Below are 17,121 nucleotides of genomic sequence, written 5' to 3'. Positions count from 1 at the left end.
GAGCGGGAGCGGGAGCGGGAGCGGGAGCGGGAGCGGGAGCGGGAGCGGGAGCGGGCGTCGGGACCGAAGGCGCCGCACGCGAAGCGGGCGCTTCGCTCTTCGCACCGGCGGCGCGCAGCCGCTCGATACGCGCCTTCGCGAGCGCCGCGAACCGGCCGTTCGGATACGCTTTCAGATACGCCTCGTAGTCGCTCGGATAGGTGCTGTCCTTGATCGAATCCCAGAAGGTCAGCTCGTACTGCTCGCTGCTGTCCTTCGGCAGGATGCCGCGCATGCGCGTCGGCGCCGCCTCGTCCGCCTCCACCGATGCGACGGCAAAGCCCGGACGGGCGTCGCCGAAACTGAAGTCGTGCGTGAGCGTCGATGCCACCCACGGCACTTGCCGGCCGTGCGTCGCGTTCGCCACCGAATCCGCCGCGAAGCGAAGCAGCGCGTGGGCATCGCGCGGGCCCGTCGCCAGGGCGCGCAGCAGTGCGGCCGTATAGACGCCGTGCGCGGCGCCTTCGGCGGCGAGCGAACCGGGCGCTGTCGCATACGCGACGAGCGTGTTCGCGGGCAGCGCGAGCGCATGCTGCGCTGCGGGTTCGAACGGATCGTTGAGGCAGGTGTCGAGGATGACGATATTCGTGCGCCGCGCGCTGTGGCCGCCGTTCGTCATGCCGTCGAGCACACTCGCGAGCGCGATGCCCTTCGTGACGAGCCGCGCGGGCGATGCGCCGTCGGCATCGACCGGGATCAGCAGCGTGTCGCGCGAAGTCCGCAACCCGTGGCCGGCGAAATAGACGACGCCCGTGCCATCCGCGCCGAGCCGCCGGTCGAAGTCCGCGAAGGCCTCTTTCATCTGCGCTTCGGTGAGGTTCGCGCGGCTCACGACGTCGAAGCCGAGCGCGGCGAGCGCATCGCTCATGCGGCGCGCGTCGTTGAGCGGGCTGGCGAGCGGCTCTACGGCGTAACCGGCGTTGCCGATCACGAGCGCGAGTCGGGGGGAATGTGCGGGCGGTGTATCGGCGATGCGCTCGATGGCGGGCCGATCCTCAACACTGGCTGAAGTGGCCGGCGCCGACTGCGCGCACGGGACGCCGATCGTTCCGAATATGCATACGATCAAGAGTTTTCGCCACATATTCACACCTGTCTGTCCGGCATTGAAGACGGCTGGCCGACGTTGCGTGTTGCGACTTCGCGTTGCCTGGCTGGATCGGCGAGTTGCCGGTGCGAAACCCGCAACCCAGCAGCGACAACGATAGCACGGCATCAGGCGATGCCTAATCCCATTAAGCAGGGATTCGTTTGGGGAAACTCGCATTCTTCCTGCACACGCGCAAGCGCGGTTGTACGTATCTTTTTGAGGACTTCCGTTCTAAGCTAAAAGACGAAAAGAGGAAGAAACCAGGGACGTCGCCGAATGGACGACATGGACGCGAGAGCGCCATGCCGGCAGCGGGTCGATGTCCGGTCCATGGCGGGAGGCTGCGTAAACATGCTGAGAAGAACCATGCTTGGCGCGCTGGCTTCGCTCGCGGCGCTGGCCGCGGACAAATCGTTTCCTGCACCGCGGCCGCGCACGCCGTCGCCGCAGAACGCGGAGGCGTACATCATCTGGCCGCCGGACGGCGCGGTCATAACGGGCGGCAAGCTCTGGGTGCGCATGGGTTTGCGCAACATGGGCGTGTGTCCGAAGGGCATCGACCTGCCGAACGTCGGGCATCATCACCTCCTGATCGACACCGACCTGCCGCCGATGGATCAGGAAATTCCGTCGGACCGCAACCATCTCCACTACGGCGCGGGCGAAACCGACGCGCGGATCGAACTGCCGCCCGGCAAGCACACGCTTCAGCTCTTGATGGGCGACATGAACCACATGCCGCACGATCCGCCGGTGTATTCGAAGAAGATCACCATCACCGTGCGATGAAAGCGGCGTCGATGAAACCAGCAGGATGCATGCGGGCAGAACCCTGAGCACTATCGACTGGAGCCAGCGGAGGGCACGAGCCATGAACAAGCTATTCGCCGCGGCCGCGCTTGCGGCCAGCGTCTTCGCGGGCGCCGCGGCGGCGGGCCCGACGCCGGCTCCGCCCAATGCCTATGCGTACATCGGCTATCCGAACGACGGGCAAGTGGTCCCGGCCGGCAAGCCCTTCAAGGTGTGGTTCGGGCTGCGCTACATGGGCGTCGCGCCGCGCGGCGTGAAGTATCCGAACACGGGGCATCATCACCTGCTGATCGACACCGATCTGCCGCCGATGGATCAGGAGATTCCGTCGGACCGCAACCATCTGCACTACGGTGCGGGCGAAACCGAGACGCTGCTCGAACTGCCGCCGGGAAAACACACGCTCCAGTTGCTGATGGGCGACGACAAGCACATTCCGCATGACCCGCCGGTGTACTCGAAGAAGATCACGATCATCGTGAAGTAGGACCCCTTTGCTTTTTCCCGAACGCGCGATCGGAGGCGCTCCTCCGATCGCGCGCCTTTGCGTGCGGCGCCCGCACGAATCGTCTTGAACCCTCTGTTGCCCGATGTCCAACACCCGACAATCCGTGTGTTGGATCACCGACGTCATCCGCACGGCCGACGCGCCGCGAACCAACGCATCGCACGTTCCGCGAACGCCTTTGTCGATAAGCCTCGGCGAAGTATTTCGCGTGCTGGCATCGCGACTGGCACAGGCCATGCATTAAGTCCATCCGAGCAGACAGATTGCTCGACCAACCCGGAAAAGCCCCATCCCTCCCAAGGAGCACCGAAATGAAATCGCTGATGATCAAAGACCTCGCCGTGACCGAAGAACTCGACAGCCGCGCGATGTCCGCCGTGCGCGGCGGCAACGCCTTCTACCTGCCCGGCTACGACTTCTCGAAGCTCGACGTGTCGGTGAACACGCAGCAAGGCATCGGCCAGACGCAGAACGTGTTCAACCAGAACGGCAACAACGTCGCGTTCGCCACCGATATCGATTCGAAGGTCAAGCCGATCCAGAAAGCCGACAACACGAACACCGTCAACATCTACGGCGGCGGCCTCGTAGCCTGACCCCGGCCCGCAGACGAACACCACACTCTCTCGACACGAAAACGCAAGGAGCACCGCCATGTCCACTCTCTCGATCCGCGATCTCTCGCACAGCGCCGAACTCGACCGCACCGAAATGTCCGCCGTCCGCGGCGGCAACGCCTTCTACCTGCCGAGCTACTACTCGGGCGCCAGCTTCAACGTCAGCACGCAGCAGCTCATCGGCCAGACGCAGAACGTCTACAACGCGAACGGCAACAACGTCGCGTTCGCCACGGACATCGATTCGAAGGTCAAGCCGATCCAGAAGGCCGACAACACGAACACCGTCAACGTGTATGGCGGCGGCCGGGCGCTGCTGTAAGCGGCGATTGCAACACCCGCAAGACACTCTCTCAAACGTAAGACACATAGCGCAAGGAGCACCACCATGTCCGACCTCATGATCCGCGATCTCTCGCACAGCACCGACCTCGACAGCCAGACGATGTCCGCCGTCCGCGGCGGCACCGCCTTCTACCTGCCGAGCTACTACTCGGATTCGAGCTTCACCGTCAACACGCAACAAGGAATCGGCCAGACGCAGAATGTGTTCAACGCGAACGGCAACAACGTCGCGTTCGCCACCGACATCGACTCGAAGGTCAAGCCGGTTCAAAAAGCCGACAACACGAACACCGTCAACGTGTTCGGCTCGCTGTAAGCAGTGCAGCAAGCGCGAGGGTTCGGGGACCCTCGCGACGCAGTCCCGCGGCCCGGCCAGATTCATCGCGTCGGGCCGCTCATCGCGCGCGGTTCGCAGAGAAATTTGAATCGCGGCTAGTGACGAACCTGTATGGAGTCGCGCGGCGCGCTGTGCTCTACTGGAATGTCGTCGTTAGCCACGTCCTGTTCGTTACTCTGTTCCCACAGAAGTCAGTGCGTTCACCGGGAGTGAGATCGTGCAAGCCCTGTTGCCTTCGCGGTGCATGAAAGCCGGGCATGTCATTGGAAGACGGCTCGCGTCGCTGTCGCGATTCGCGCTTGTTAGCGCGTGTTGCGCGACGCTTCTTACCGCGTGCATCGATGTGAAGGTTCCGACCTACCAGCGGCCCGACACGCCCGACAAGACCGCGTATTCGAAGCCCGTCGCGGCGAGCGAAACGATCCAGCCCGACTGGTGGACGCAGTTCCACGATCCGTACCTCGACTCGCTCGTCGCCCGGGCGATCAACAGCAACTTCGATATCAAGGTGCTCGCCGCGCGCATCCAGGTGGCGGGCGCGCAGATCGGCGAGGCGCGCGCGGGCGCGCTGCCGACGATGGACCTAGGCGCGGGCGCGAGCTTCGAAAAGACCACCGGCCAGACCTTCAGCAAGCAGTACAACCTCGCGACGCAGGTGAACTGGGACATCGACATCTGGGGAGCGGTCGAGAAGGGCGTGCAGGCGCAGAAAGCCGAATTTCGCGCGACCGAATGGGACTGGCGCGCGGCTTACCTGAAACTCGTCGCCGACGTCTCGACGACCTACTTCCAGATCCTTCAGTTCGACGACCAGATCGAGCAGCAGAACGCAACCATCAAGACGAACCAGCAGATCCTCACGATCTTCGAGGGCATGCAGAAGAACGGCCTCGTGCCGAATACGCAGGTGCTCACGCAGCGCGCCGAACTCAACCGGCTGACGCGCGAGATGCTCGAATTGCGCCGCTCGCGCGATCTCGCGGACAACGCGCTTGCCACGCTGACCGGCGTGCCGGCCGGCGACTTCAAGGTGCCCGACGGCCACTTGCAAAAGCGCGTGCAGATTCCCGTGGTGCCGCAGGGCCTGCCGTCGCAACTGCTTGCACGGCGGCCCGATCTGATCGCGGCGGAGTATCGCGTGCTCGAAGCCTATGACCTCGTCGGCCAGGCGAAGCTCGCGCAGTTGCCGACGATCAGCCTGACGGGACGCGGCGGCAGCGCCAGCTTCCAGCTCACCGATTTGCTCAAGACCTTTACATTCAGCTTCCTGCCGAGCATCAACATCCCGATCCTCGATCCGAGCGTGCGCGCTCACGTCAAGACGACGGAAGCGCAGACGACGGTCGTCGAGCAGCAATACCGAGCAACGGTGATGAGCGCGTTCGAGGAAGTCGAGAATGCGCTCGTCAATCTGGATTCGCATCAGAAGCAGCGCGTCGAGTTGCAGCAGGAGGTCGATCATCTGACGATCGTCGCCGCGCAGATCGACGCGCAACTGAAAGAGGGCGTGATCTCGCAGCTTCAGGTATTCGAAACCGAACGCACGCTGCTCGCGGCGCAACTCGCGCTGCTCGCGAATCATCAGCAGATGCTCTCGGATACCGTCACGCTCTACAAGGCGCTGGGCGGCGGCTGGCCGGGCGTCGACGTGCAGAAGGAAAGTAAGGAAGCGTTGAAATAAACCCGCGCGCTCGGTTCGATTTTCCGAAGTTGAACGAAGCGGCTGTGATATGGCGTCGGCAGCCAGTGCCCGGCGATTGACTACGGCAATGCGTGACTTACACTTTCTACAGTCGCCGCCCGGCGGGCGGCTCAGTCCAACAAAGTCTATTCGCCCGCGTGTCGGCGGGCTTTCCTCTGACGCGCACGCGGCAGCGGCTAGACGTTCCCTGTGACGTGGACATGGCTCCTGGCGATTCGATAGCAGAGGTGCACGCGAGCGTGGGCGAGGCATTCGATGTCGTGCTCAAGCCGGTATCGCATCCGGAGCTGGCGGAAATCCGCATCGACGAAAACCTGTTCGCGATCGGCCGCGCGGAAGCGCCGTTCGATGCGTGTGCGCCCGAGGCCGTCGCGCAACTTTCGCGGCGTCACGCGCGCATCTTCATCGAGCACGGCGCGGTGTATATCGCCGATCTCGACAGCAAGAACGGCACATCGGTGAACGGCGCCGAGATTCGTCAAAAGCCGGCGCTGCTGCATAACGGCGACACGATCAGCTTCGGCAGCAGGCTGTCGTATCGGGTGCAGTTCGTGCCGCGCGCGAACAAACGCGCGAGCGTCGCGCGCACGGTGACGGTCACGCTCGCGCCCGAACGCGACGACCTCGGCCTTCAACCGATCGACATCAACCAGTATCCGTTTCTGTTCAGCAAGGCCGACGACCTGTTCGCGCGCCATCGCGCGCAGTATCCGCATCAGGTCAATTACATTTCGCGGCGCCACGCGCATGTGTTCCTGAAGAACGACACGCCGTTCGTGGAAGACCTCGGCAGCACCAACGGCACGTTCGTCAATGGCAAGCGGCTCGAAGCGGCCGCGGTCCCAATCGAGAAGGGCGACGTGGTCGCGTTCGGCGGCACGCATTTCGTCTATCGCGTGAGCGTGCGCCGCGAGCCCGAAGGCGACTCGACGCTCACGCAGGTGAAGGAGCCCGCCGCCGCTCCGGAAGAGGCCGACAACGACAAGACGACCTTCGTCGGCTCGGCGCACTCGTTCCTCGATATCTTCTGCATTGATCAGCCGGTCGCCGCCGAGGACGAAGTCAACGAAGAAGCGCTTGCGCAAGCCGCCGATGCAAAGAAGGACGGCGAGCGCCGCCGCGAGCGCAGCCGGTTCGCGATGCTGTTCTCCGCACTGCGCATCGCGTTCACGGGCAACGAACGGTTGACGAGCCGGCGCGGCCTTGCGATCGGCGCGGCGCTGATCGCGGTGCTGGCGGCGATCGCGCTGACGCTGTATTTCAACGGTTCGTCGGAACGCCGGTTGAAGGCGCTGATGGCGAGCGGACAGTACGAAGCAGCGGCGAACGTGGCGAACGACTACCTTCAGCGTCATCCGGACGACACGCGCTTCGCCGCGCTCGATACCGAAGCGGTCCTGAAGGCGAAAGTGCCCGAGTGGCTCGCCGCGCTCAAGGGCAATCAGTACGACGGCGCGAACGCGATCATCGCGGAGATGAACCGCCTTGGCGCGAACAACGCCGACGTGCGGCCGCTTGTGAAGGAACTGGAATGGATCGGCAAGCTGGAGAGTTTCGTCGTAGGACGCGGCGGTCCCGACGCACCGATTCGCATGTACGCCGACGAAGACCGCATCGGCGAAATCCTCAGGCACTGGGATGACGATGCGTCCGGCCATCAGCGTTCGCTCGACCGCATCGCTTCGTATGTGCCGGCGTTCGCGACGCCGTATGCCGAAGCGCTTAGCCATCTGCGCAGGCTGCAAAGCGACGACTCAGTGTATCTCGCGGCCATCGACCGTCTGAAGGCGAGCATCGCGAAGGAGTTGGGTCAGGATCGCGCGGAAGCGCTGCAAGGCATGCTGAGCGAATACGCGGACAAGTACCCGCGCTTGGGCGGACTCGACCGGGTGCGCGCGGACCTGCGCAATTACCTCGATTTGCAGACGCAGATGCGCGGTCCGAGCCTCGCTCCGCTCGTTGCGATGATGGGCAAGGTCAAGTTCGAAACGCCGCTGTTTCAGGAGCGCTATGCGCAATTGAGCGCGAACCGGCTGCCTTCGCAAGATGTCGTGAGCCGCTATGAAGGCGTGCGCGAGGCTTGGCGAAGCGGCCAGAGCGCGCAGGCCATCGACGGCTTGCAGAGGATGCCTGCCGGCCCATGGTCGGACGTGATCGCCACGGAGCTTGCGCACAAGAAGGCCGTCGCCGCGCAGTTCGCCGATGTGCAGAAGGCGCGCGGCACGAAGGCCTATGAAGACGCGCTGCTGACCTTCTACGGCACGCTCGATCCCCAGCAGGACGCGTTCTACGTGAAGTCCGTCGATCCAGATGTCGCCGCGTTCAGGGACAAGGCCATCGCGCGCGCGCAGGATCTGCTCAATCGCGCGCAGACGCAGTGGACGCAGTATCGGGCGAACGGTGCGATCGGCGGCACGCAGCGGCTGGAAGCGGGCATCTCCGACACCTTCCGCACGCAGGCGCGATTGCTTGCGGGCGCGCAAACCGATGCGCAGGGCGGCATGCGCATCTTCAGGCAGGTGAAGGCGGACGGCGCAGCGAAGTGGCAAAAGATGGCCGACGAGATCGATGCGGAAGCGCTACTTCAGCGGCGTTCGCTGCAGGAACTGCGCATGGTGCTCGAACCCGGGCTGCTCAAGGACAAGCTGGCACTGATCGGAGGGGCGGGCAGTGAAGAACGACGCACACCTTAAGCCCTTCGCCGAAGCGCTGGAGGATCACGGCGCGGAAGGCGTCGCGATCCTGACCGCCGAGCCGTGGCGGCTCACGCAGGCGCTCGTCATCGCGATGGTGGCGCTCGTCATCGCGGCGGTCGTCTGGTCGTTCGTCGGACGCGCCGACGTGATCGTGACCGCGCAAGGCACGCTCTCGCCCGAATCGGAGGTGCGGCGCATCTATGCGCCGATCGACGGTGAACTCGCCGATCTCTATATCGCGGAAGGGCAGCCGGTGCAGAAGGACGACGTGCTCGCGCGGATCAACGCGCGCGGTGCCATTGAAGCCGCGAGCAACGCGCTCGAAGCGCGCCTCAAGCTCGACGACGCCGAGCGCGAATGGAGCCAGTTTCCCGAGAAGAAGCTCTTGATGGAGAGAAAGGCGGCGGCGCTAAAGGATCAGATGGAAGTCGAGGAGCGGCTGCATCAGAACCGCGTGTCGGAAGGCACGACCAAGCTCGCCGAAGGCCAAAAGGCGCAGCTTCAGGAAGCGCGCAGTGCGCTCGAAAGCGCGCGGCGCGCACGCGACAACGCCAAGCTCGATCTGGACCGCTTCGCGCGTCTCTTCGCATTGCCGGGCGGGGGTGGCATCGCCGAGGCGCAGGTCGAGCAGAAACGCAACGCGTATCTGGAAGCGGACAGCGCGTTTCGCGTCGCGCAGTCGAAGCTTTCTGAACTCGACTTCCGCTTGAGCCACGAATATTCGCAAGCGAAGGCGCAACTCGAAACCAGCGGTCAGGAAGCGGTCAATCTGCGCCTGCAATATGAATCCGCGATGCGCGAGATCGCCAGCACGCAGGACAAGTTGCGTCTGCAACTACAAACCGCACGACTGGTCGCCGATGCCGCCGCGCGCATCCGCTTCGAAAACATCGACAAGGACAATTTCCTGCTGATCCTGGCGCCGACCTCGGGCGTGATCACCGATGTCACATCGACGCAGCCCGGAGACAAGATCCAGGCGAACACACCGCTCGGCGGCATCGCGCCGAAGAATGCGAAGCCGGTGATCAAGATCGAGATAGCCGAGCACGACCGCGCGTTCTTGCGCGAAGGGCAACCCGTCAAGCTCAAGTTCAATGCGTTCCCGTACCAGCGCTATGGCCTGATCGACGGCACGCTCGCGTTCATCTCGCCTGCGACCAAGCCGAGCCCGCAAAGCAAGCAGCCGGTGTACGAAGGGCGCGTGACGCTCGACCGCGATTATTTCCAGGTGTCGGAGACGAAGTACCCGCTGCGCTACGGGATGACGGCGACGGCCGAGATCGTCGTGCGCGAGCGGCGGCTGATCGACCTCGGGCTCGATCCGTTCAGGAACGTGGCCGGCTAGGCATGACTGTATCGACCGCGCTTGCGAGCGCGTTCCCAACCTTCAAGGAGCGAATGAGATGACGGCGATTGTGCGAATCGATGAAGAGGTGGTCGACGTCAGCGAGTTCGTTAGGCTGCTGAAGCTGAACGGCCAGTTCGACAGCCTCATCGAACAGCTCGTGCGGGACAAGCTGACGGTGCGGGCCGCGAAGCAGCACGGCGTAACGGTCAGCGCGGACGAGATCCAGACGCGGGCCGACCAGTTCCGGCGCATTCGCGGCCTGCATCGAGCGTCGGACATGAACAACTACCTCGATGCGCTCGGCGTGAGCCTCGACGAATTCGAAGTGTTCATCACCGAGACGCTGTATCAGGAAAAGATGCTGGAGCAGGTCGGCACGGAAGCGGGCATCGAAGAATACTTCCAGTTGAATTCGCCGAAGTTCGACAGCATCGAGGTGAGCCATATCGTGCTCGATACCGAGGGCAAGGCGAAGGAGATGATCTCCTATCTCCACGACGACCCCGAGAGCTTCGCGGAGATGGCGCGCGAGCATTCGGTCGCGGATACGCGCGAGGAAGGCGGCAAGATCGGCCGCGTGCTGCGCGGGCAGTTGCGCACCGACATCGAAGCGAAGGTGTTCAACGCAAGCGTGGACGAACTGCTGGGACCGTTCCCTGCCGCCGACGGATCGTCGTTCGAAATCTTCTCGGTCACGGCGAAGCACCCGGCCAAACTCGACGAAGACGCGACGGCCGAAATCCGCCGGCTGCTGCGCGAAGAATGGCTCGCCGCGCGGGCGCAGGAACACGTGATCGAAGCGCGCTGAACGAAGGATCGATAGCTCATGGAAGCGCCACCCAAATCCGATTCGCCCGTCGACTCCACCGCCGATTTCCTGGCGACCGTCGAGTTGCTGTCGCCGTTCACGCGCGAGGAGATCGAACGACTCGCGGAGCATGCGCAGTCGCGCTTCTTCGCATTCGGCGAGACCGTGTGCAACGCGGGAGACGTCGCCGAGGGACTCTTCGTGATCAAGGCCGGGTCCGTGCGCATCTTCACCGAGGAGCACGGCAAGGAAATCAGCATGGGGGTGAAGAAGGAGCGCGAAGTCTTCGCCGACATCGCGATGCTGCGCGAATACCGCCATGAGTCTTCGGTGCGGTCTTCGGGCAAGACCGAACTGCTCTTCATTCCCCGCAGCATCATCGAACCGGTCATTTCGATGAATCCGGCCGCGCTCGCGTTCGTGACGAGCTATGTCGCGATCAATTCGGCGGGTGGTTTCGTCGCGCGTCTTTTCGATCTGCGCGGCAAGCTGAACAAGCCGGAACTCGAGGAATGCGTGCGCAGCGTGGGCGTGAAGCGTGTCGGCGCGGGCAAGGAAATCCTGAAGCAGGATTCGCGCGACGACCGGCGCCTCTATGTCGTGCGGCAGGGCGAAGTGCGCATCGTGCGCAACGAGGGCGGCACGGAGCATCTCATCGCGACGCTCGGCCCCGGCGAAATCTTCGGCGAGAAAGCGTGCGTGATGCGCCAGGAGCAGATGGCTTCAGTTGTCGCGAGCGCGGACACACGCCTGCTCGTGATTCCCGAAAAGACGGTGCACTTCATTCTGGAGCGCAACACGAAGTTGCGCGAAGTGCTGGAAGAGCGCATTCGTTTTACCGAACGGGAATTGCAGCGGCAGAAGAAGCTCGCGGAGCGCCGCAAGCTGCCTTCGATGCTCGACCTGCACACGAAGCCCGAATTCGGCGAGCGCATCATCAAGCGGTTCGCGTGGGTCGAACAAGCCGAGGAAATGGACTGCGGCGCCGCCTGCCTCGCGATGATCTGCAAGCACTACGGCATCTCGATGACGCTCGGCAAGCTGCGCGAACTCGCGAACGTCACGACGCAGGGCGCAACGCTCGACAGCCTCGCCCGTGCGGGCGAATCGCTCGGCTTCACGACGCGCGGCGTGCAATGCACGTTCGAATCGCTGCGCGGCTTCGACTTGCCGTTCATCGTGCACTGGGAGGGCTACCACTACATCATCGTGTATGGTGTGTCGAAGGAATGCGTGTGGGTGGCGGACCCGGCGATCGGCTTCAAGAAAATGACGATCGACGAATTCGAACGCGGCTGGAGCGGCACGTGCCTGCTCTTCACTCCCGGGCAGGACATGGCGCAGATCTCGGTGTCGCGCTCCCCGTGGATTCGCTTCGTCGGCTACCTCAAGCCGTATCACAAGATCCTGCTGCATCTTTTCCTCGCGACATTCGTGATCCAGGTGCTCGGCGTGATCCCGCCGCTCATCATCCAGAACATCCTCGATGGCGTGATCGTGCATCAGAACGTCGGGCTGCTGCATGTGCTGATCGTCGGGCTCATCATCTCGAACCTGTTCTCTCAACTGATGTCGACGATACGCGCCTATCTCGCGAACTTCATGGTGCGCAACATGGACTTCGCGATGATGTCGCAGTTCTTCAAGCACACGCTCTCGCTGCCCTTCGGCTTCTTCGCGAAGCGCAAGACCGGCGACATCTTCGCGCGCTTCCAGGAGAATCACACGATCCGCGCGTTCCTGACCGAATCGACGGTTACGACCGTGCTGAACCTGTTGATGATCTTCATCTACTTCACGATCATGTTCCTCTACAACGTGAAGATGACGCTGATCCTCATCGTGTTCGTGATTCCGATCATGGTGCTGACCGCGGTTGCCACGCCGAGGATCAAGCACTACGCCCGCGAAGTCTTCTCCGCCGCCACCGATGCGAAGTCGTTCCTGATGGAAGCGCTCGGCGGTGTGGAAACGGTAAAGGGCATGGGCATCGAGCGGCCCGTGCGCCTGAAGTGGGAGAAGAAGTACGCGAAGTCGCTGGAAGTGCAGTACAAGGCGCAGCGCTTCAATATTGCCGTGGGCCTCGGCAGCCAGTTGCTCAACACGGCGACGACGATCGCGATACTCTGGGTCGGCGCGAACATGGTGCTCGCGCACGAGATGACGATCGGCCAGTTGATCGCATTCAATGCGTTCATGGGTAGCGTGCTCTCGCCGCTGATGGGGCTGATCGGACTATGGAGCCTGCTCAACGATGCGGGCGTCGCGATGGAACGTCTCGGCGACGTTCTCGACATGGAGCCCGAAGAGAAGCCCGGCGATCTGGCATCGCGCGTGATGCTGCCCGACCTGCAAGGCGACATTAGCCTGAACGGCGTGTACTTCAAATACGGTGAGTCCGATGCGGACTACGTGCTGGAGAACATCAGCTTCGACATCAAGCCGGGCGAACTGGTTGCGATCGTCGGGCGCAGCGGTTCGGGCAAGACGACGCTCGCGAAACTGCTGGTCGGCTTCTATACCGCGACCGAGGGCAAGATGATGGTCGACGGCTACGACATCAACGTGATCGACAAGGGCTACTACCGCGCGCAGATCGGCTACGTGATGCAGAGCAACCTGCTGTTCTCGGGGACGATCGCGGAGAACATCGCGAGCGGCGACGAAGCGCCCGACCGGCGGCGCATCGAGGAAGTCGCGAAGATGGCCGATGCGCACGCGTTCATCGCGAAGATGCCGCTCGGGTATGAGCAGATCGTCGGCGAGCGGGGCGTGGGCTTGTCGGGCGGACAGATTCAGCGGCTTTGCATCGCGCGTGCGCTCTATCACGACCCACGGCTACTCGTATTCGATGAAGCGACGTCCGCGCTCGATACGCAATCGGAGAGCAACATCCTCGGCAACATGCAGGAGATCCTCAAGGGCCGCACGGCGGTGATCATCGCGCACCGGCTTTCGACGATCATGCGCGCCGACAAGATTCTCGTGCTATACGAGGGCGGCATCGTCGAGCAAGGCAGGCACGACGAACTCGTCGCGCGCAAGGGCATGTACTATCAACTGGTGCAGAAGCAACTGAGCGCAGCATGAAAATACTCGATCAACCGGAAGACATCACGCCTCAGCCCGGCTCGGCCATCTCGTATGCGGGGCTCATCGAGAAGATCGAGATTCTTCGCTCGACATTGCGATGGTCGTCGAAGCTCGAACGGCCCGAGATCGAGAAGCTGCTGAAGCAGGCGAGTTCCCTGCGCGACGAGGTCATGCAACTGTCGCACAAGGAGCGCTTCGTGCAGGCGGCGACCGCCGAGCCAAAGCGCGTCGATCAGACGCCCGGCGCGCGGCGCCAGGGGCTGCTCGAACGCAGCTTCATCTTCGAAGGCACGTTCGGCGACAACCCGAAACTGCTCGAAGCGCTGGAGATCGCGGAGAAGGCGGCGCCCACCGACCTGCCGGTTCTGATCGACGGCGAGAGCGGCACGGGCAAGGAACTGATGGCGAAGGTGATCCACGCGAACGGGTTGCGCGCGGACAAGCCGTATATCTCCGTGAACTGTGGCGCGATTCCGGACAACCTGCTGGAGTCGGAGTTGTTCGGGCACAAGAAGGGCGCGTTCACGGGCGCGTCGAACGATCGTAAAGGCAAGTTCGAGAGCGCGCATACGGGCACGATCTTTCTCGACGAGATCGGCGAGTTGCCGCTGTCGGGGCAAGTCAAGCTCCTGCGCGTGCTGGAGGCGCACGAGATCCAGCGCGTGGGGTCGGACGAGCCGATCGGCGTGGACACGCGCATCGTCGCGGCGACGAATCGCAACCTGCGCAAGTCTTGCGAGGAAGGGCGCTTTCGCGAGGACCTGTTCTATCGGCTGAGCGTGATCCATCTGACCTTGCCGCCGCTGCGCGAGCGCCGCGACGAGATTGCGCTCCTGCTCGCCTATTTCGGCGACGAGGCCGCGGCAACGCTCAAGCGCCGGCCCGTGCGGATGTCGCCGAGATTACGCGACTTCCTGAAGAACTACGATTACCCGGGCAATATCCGCGAGCTGCGCAATGTGGTTTACCGCATTGCTTGTCTCGCGGCGGATATGGCGGACATCGAGCATTTGCCGCTCGATATCCGGCCGAAGTCGGCGGGCATGGTCGCGATGAACGATGCGCAGGTGAGCGTCGGTATCGGCGGGGCGACGTCGCTCAGCGAAGCGAAGCGCACCGCGAGCGATGAAGCGGAGCGCGCGTTCCTTGAGCGCGGGTTGATAGAAGTCGGCGGAACGGTCGCGGAGTTGGCGCGGCGCTTCGAGATGAATCGCTCGCACGTGCAGATGCTCTTGAAGAAGCACGGACTTCATTCAAAGGACTTTCGCCAGCGAGACAAGGAGGGCTGAACCGCTAGCCGGTCAACCCATCGAGCGAGCCAGCGCGAGCGCGCCCAGGTTGCCTTCACCGAAGCCGTGGTGCCCGCGCCGCTCCACGATCTCGAAGAACATGTCGCCCGGCGCGCGTTCGAGAAACGTCTGCAGGAACAACTCCGGCGTGCCGTCCTCGCCGATCTCGCCATCGACGAGAATGCCGCGCGAACGCAATTGCGCGACGTCGAGCCCGTGCCCCGGCAGCCTCGCATCGAGCTGATCGTAATAGCGCGCCGGCGGCTCGACGAAGCGCACGCCGCGCGCAATCAACGCATCGACGGAAGCAAAAATATCCGTCGATGCCAGCGCGATATGCTGCACGCCTTCGCCTTCGTGATCGGGCAGATACTGCTGCATCAGATCCGTGCGGTACGTGCCTTCCTCGTACACCGGAATCCGGATCGAACCGCACGGCGACACCGTCACCGCCGAATCCTGCGAAACGTGCCAGTCCGGATGCACCTGATGAATCTCCTCGAAGTGCAGCACTTCGCGGTAGAAATCGAGCCATTCCCGAATGCGTCCCGCGCCGACCGTCTGCGTCAGGTGATCCACTTCGAAAAGCCCCGTGCCCGCGTCCGGCTCGCTTTCGGCATCGGCGCCTTGGACCGGACGGAAGTCGATGTCGTAGATCGAGGCCTCGCTGTCGCCCGACGGATGCTTGCCCGGCCAGTGATCGACGAAATAGATGTGCGAGTCGCCGATGCCCTGGATGGCCGGAATCGCCAGTTCGTTCGGGCCGATCTTCTCGCCCTCGAAATCCCAGGCGCCGAAGTCGACGGCGCGCTCGTGCGCCGTCTGCGCGTCGAGCACGCGGATGCCGATCGCGCAGATACCCACGCCATGCGTCTCTGCAAAGCGCGACGCGAACGAGTCGGGCTCGGCGTTGATGAGGAAATTCATGCTGCCCTGCCGGTACAGCGTCACCGCCTTGCTGACGTGCTGCGCGACCGGCACGAAGCCGATGCGCCCGAACAGCGCCGCGAGTCCCTCCGGGTCCGGGCTCGAAAACTCGACGAATTCCAGTCCCGCGATGCCAAGCGGATTGTCGCCGGCGCCTTCGTCGGGCGTCGGGCGGGCGGAAGAATCGGAGTCGAAGTGAGTCATCGGCTTTATCTCTAATGGGTCGGCAAGCATCCAGGCGATGCGCGGTACAGGCGGGCCGCAGCGGCCACGTCACGCAAAGGGGGAAAAGTTGCCCGTAGAGTAGCGGTTGCGCGATCGGGATGTCAAAGCCGGCGACGTCGGGCTTGCCGCGCGGTGCACCGGCTCACGCAAAGACCGTACCGGCAGCCCCGGATAAAGCCTCACGCAGCCAGCCGCCCCACGCCCATCGACGGCCGCTTGGCCTGCGGCGGAAACACGTTCCACGAGCCGTCGTCGTGACGGAAGAAGATGATCGCGAGCATGCCGGTCGGCCGCAGCGCCTCGACGCAGACATGGCGTCCGAGCGCCGTGCGGCAAAAGCGTACGACGCGGGCCGGCATGGCTGGCGTGGGCGCGAGCCATTTGTCGACGGCCCAGTGCAGCGATTTCGTGTCCGTGTGCATGATCTTCCCCTTGGGTCCAGGCGAGCTGCGCTTCAGGCAGCGTGAGCGCCGGCGAAGAACCGGCTGCGCTTTGCAACGATCAACGCCCGGAAAAGTACCGCGACCGCATGAATCGCGACGCGCGGGCTGGCGAAGCAGGCTTCCACTTGCTGGCTGCGGTTCACGCCGAACAGGCACCACGCGCAGAAGTGCTCGCAGTTGTTCGTCAGCAGCCGATAGTCGTCTTCGCCGAGGCGGCTTTGCGCGCGGCGAACGGCCTCCAGCCCGACGAATGCGGCGGTCGGGTTGAGGCGAATCGAAACCTGATGGCCGGCGGCGAACTGGTCGAGCGAGATTTCTTCGACCGGACCGCGATGCAGCGACTTGGCGAAGCCCGCGTAATGAATGACGCGGCCGTTGCCGATGTAGATGCCGTGGTGTTCGTAGCCGGAGCGGAGGGTGACGAGTTGGGTGCCGAGCGCCGGTTCCGTGTCGAACGAGAAGGCGGTCGCGGAGACGGCGCCCTGGTGTTCGAATATCGCGGAAGGTTGGTTGACGTACATGGCTCGCTCCGATTGTTTTTTCGTCTGAGCCGCTGAGTGTCTGTTTTGCGTCTCGTTGCGAAGGTCATTGCATCAATCGGGCCAGTTCTTTCAAGTTATTGATTTAAATGGAAAATATCGTTTTGGTGGGCGAACTTGAGCCGTCGCCTGTCGCGACGTGACCAACACTTTCGAAGGAGGTTGGTTGGGTGCCCTGCATCACTGCCTTCAGCGCGCATTTAAGCCGGGGAAGGGATGAGGGAGTGTTGGCGGCGCGCGGGGCATGCAACGCCGGGTGTTGGCGTCGCGCCAACGAAAGCGGAGCGGCCGGGCGCTGCGCC

General features: G+C 63.5%; 15 protein-coding genes. 11 read left to right on the top strand and 4 right to left on the bottom strand.

Annotated features, from left to right (window positions below; translation table 11 throughout):
- A partial coding sequence (locus AWB66_RS08000) for a caspase family protein (RefSeq protein WP_200818945.1) occupies positions 1-1,123 on the bottom strand: 1,123 nt, incomplete at its 3' end.
- Positions 1,124-1,480: 357 nt separating this feature from the next.
- On the opposite strand from AWB66_RS08000, the gene AWB66_RS07995 reads away from it, so the two are divergent.
- The 11 genes from AWB66_RS07995 (at position 1,481) to AWB66_RS07945 (ending at position 14,685) form a co-directional block, all read left to right on the top strand.
- The gene (locus AWB66_RS07995; RefSeq protein ID WP_087629732.1) at positions 1,481-1,918 is read left to right on the top strand and encodes a DUF4399 domain-containing protein; all 438 of its coding nucleotides are present in this window, start codon (positions 1,481-1,483) and stop codon (positions 1,916-1,918) included.
- Positions 1,919-2,000: 82 nt separating this feature from the next.
- Entirely contained in the window at positions 2,001-2,426 is a 426-nt protein-coding gene (locus AWB66_RS07990; RefSeq protein ID WP_087629731.1) for a DUF4399 domain-containing protein, read from the top strand.
- Positions 2,427-2,758: 332 nt separating this feature from the next.
- Positions 2,759-3,043 carry a hypothetical protein gene (locus AWB66_RS07985; protein WP_087629730.1) on the top strand — a complete coding sequence of 95 codons (285 nt, stop codon included), beginning with the start codon at positions 2,759-2,761 and terminating at the stop codon, positions 3,041-3,043.
- A gap of 58 nt (positions 3,044-3,101) precedes the next feature.
- A complete protein-coding gene (locus tag AWB66_RS07980; RefSeq protein WP_087629729.1) occupies positions 3,102-3,386 on the top strand; it encodes a hypothetical protein in 285 nt (94 codons plus the stop codon).
- A 66-nt stretch (positions 3,387-3,452) separates the two neighbouring features.
- Positions 3,453-3,725 carry a hypothetical protein gene (locus AWB66_RS07975; RefSeq protein ID WP_087629728.1) on the top strand — a complete coding sequence of 91 codons (273 nt, stop codon included), beginning with the start codon at positions 3,453-3,455 and terminating at the stop codon, positions 3,723-3,725.
- Positions 3,726-3,990: 265 nt separating this feature from the next.
- On the top strand, positions 3,991-5,427 hold the full coding sequence (locus AWB66_RS07970) for an efflux transporter outer membrane subunit (RefSeq protein ID WP_087629727.1): 1,437 nt from the start codon (positions 3,991-3,993) through the stop codon (positions 5,425-5,427).
- Positions 5,428-5,648: 221 nt separating this feature from the next.
- Positions 5,649-8,141, top strand: coding sequence for an FHA domain-containing protein (locus tag AWB66_RS07965; RefSeq protein WP_087629726.1), 2,493 nt, complete (start codon positions 5,649-5,651; stop codon positions 8,139-8,141).
- Complete coding sequence (locus AWB66_RS07960; protein WP_087629725.1) at positions 8,119-9,492, top strand: beta-barrel domain-containing protein; 1,374 nt, start codon at positions 8,119-8,121, stop codon at positions 9,490-9,492. The genes AWB66_RS07965 and AWB66_RS07960 overlap by 23 nt, the downstream gene beginning before the upstream one ends.
- Before the next feature lie 58 nt (positions 9,493-9,550).
- Complete coding sequence (locus AWB66_RS07955) at positions 9,551-10,303, top strand: peptidylprolyl isomerase (RefSeq protein WP_087629724.1); 753 nt, start codon at positions 9,551-9,553, stop codon at positions 10,301-10,303.
- A gap of 18 nt (positions 10,304-10,321) precedes the next feature.
- Positions 10,322-13,393, top strand: coding sequence for a peptidase domain-containing ABC transporter (locus AWB66_RS07950; RefSeq protein ID WP_087629723.1), 3,072 nt, complete (start codon positions 10,322-10,324; stop codon positions 13,391-13,393).
- Positions 13,390-14,685 (top strand): sigma-54 interaction domain-containing protein, encoded by a 1,296-nt coding sequence (locus AWB66_RS07945; RefSeq protein ID WP_087629722.1) that lies wholly within the window; start codon positions 13,390-13,392, stop codon positions 14,683-14,685. The genes AWB66_RS07950 and AWB66_RS07945 overlap by 4 nt, the downstream gene beginning before the upstream one ends.
- A 12-nt stretch (positions 14,686-14,697) precedes the next feature.
- On the opposite strand, the gene AWB66_RS07940 is transcribed toward AWB66_RS07945, so the two are convergent.
- The 3 genes from AWB66_RS07940 to AWB66_RS07930 all read right to left on the bottom strand — a co-directional run bounded on the left by AWB66_RS07940 (position 14,698) and on the right by AWB66_RS07930 (position 16,801).
- Complete coding sequence (locus tag AWB66_RS07940; protein ID WP_087629721.1) at positions 14,698-15,816, bottom strand: 4-hydroxyphenylpyruvate dioxygenase family protein; 1,119 nt, start codon at positions 15,814-15,816, stop codon at positions 14,698-14,700.
- Positions 15,817-16,016: 200 nt separating this feature from the next.
- On the bottom strand, positions 16,017-16,259 hold the full coding sequence (locus AWB66_RS07935) for a hypothetical protein (protein WP_087629720.1): 243 nt from the start codon (positions 16,257-16,259) through the stop codon (positions 16,017-16,019).
- 32 nt (positions 16,260-16,291) lie between these two features.
- Positions 16,292-16,801, bottom strand: a complete 510-nt coding sequence (locus AWB66_RS07930) for a lecithin retinol acyltransferase family protein (RefSeq protein WP_087629719.1) — start codon at positions 16,799-16,801, stop codon at positions 16,292-16,294.
- Between the last annotated feature and the right edge of the window lie 320 nt (positions 16,802-17,121).

The sequence above is a fragment of the Caballeronia telluris genome (genome assembly GCF_001544495.1).
In the GTDB taxonomy this organism is placed as follows: Bacteria; Pseudomonadota; Gammaproteobacteria; order Burkholderiales; family Burkholderiaceae; genus Caballeronia; species Caballeronia telluris.
Note: the sequence above shows the minus strand (reverse complement) of the source record. Positions and strands in the feature narration are given on the sequence as shown.

Bases quoted from the DNA above. Each gene is read 5' to 3' on its own strand.
- AWB66_RS07995 (WP_087629732.1), top strand. From the start codon at position 1,481: ATGCTGAGAAGAACCATGCTTGGCGCGCTGGCTTCGCTCGCGGCGCTG.
- AWB66_RS07990 (WP_087629731.1), top strand. From the start codon at position 2,001: ATGAACAAGCTATTCGCCGCGGCCGCGCTTGCGGCCAGCGTCTTCGCG.
- AWB66_RS07985 (WP_087629730.1), top strand. From the start codon at position 2,759: ATGAAATCGCTGATGATCAAAGACCTCGCCGTGACCGAAGAACTCGAC.
- AWB66_RS07980 (WP_087629729.1), top strand. From the start codon at position 3,102: ATGTCCACTCTCTCGATCCGCGATCTCTCGCACAGCGCCGAACTCGAC.
- AWB66_RS07975 (WP_087629728.1), top strand. From the start codon at position 3,453: ATGTCCGACCTCATGATCCGCGATCTCTCGCACAGCACCGACCTCGAC.
- AWB66_RS07970 (WP_087629727.1), top strand. From the start codon at position 3,991: ATGAAAGCCGGGCATGTCATTGGAAGACGGCTCGCGTCGCTGTCGCGA.
- AWB66_RS07965 (WP_087629726.1), top strand. From the start codon at position 5,649: ATGGCTCCTGGCGATTCGATAGCAGAGGTGCACGCGAGCGTGGGCGAG.
- AWB66_RS07955 (WP_087629724.1), top strand. From the start codon at position 9,551: ATGACGGCGATTGTGCGAATCGATGAAGAGGTGGTCGACGTCAGCGAG.
- AWB66_RS07950 (WP_087629723.1), top strand. From the start codon at position 10,322: ATGGAAGCGCCACCCAAATCCGATTCGCCCGTCGACTCCACCGCCGAT.
- AWB66_RS07945 (WP_087629722.1), top strand. From the start codon at position 13,390: ATGAAAATACTCGATCAACCGGAAGACATCACGCCTCAGCCCGGCTCG.
- AWB66_RS07940 (WP_087629721.1), bottom strand. From the start codon at position 15,816: ATGACTCACTTCGACTCCGATTCTTCCGCCCGCCCGACGCCCGACGAA.
- AWB66_RS07935 (WP_087629720.1), bottom strand. From the start codon at position 16,259: ATGCACACGGACACGAAATCGCTGCACTGGGCCGTCGACAAATGGCTC.
- AWB66_RS07930 (WP_087629719.1), bottom strand. From the start codon at position 16,801: ATGTACGTCAACCAACCTTCCGCGATATTCGAACACCAGGGCGCCGTC.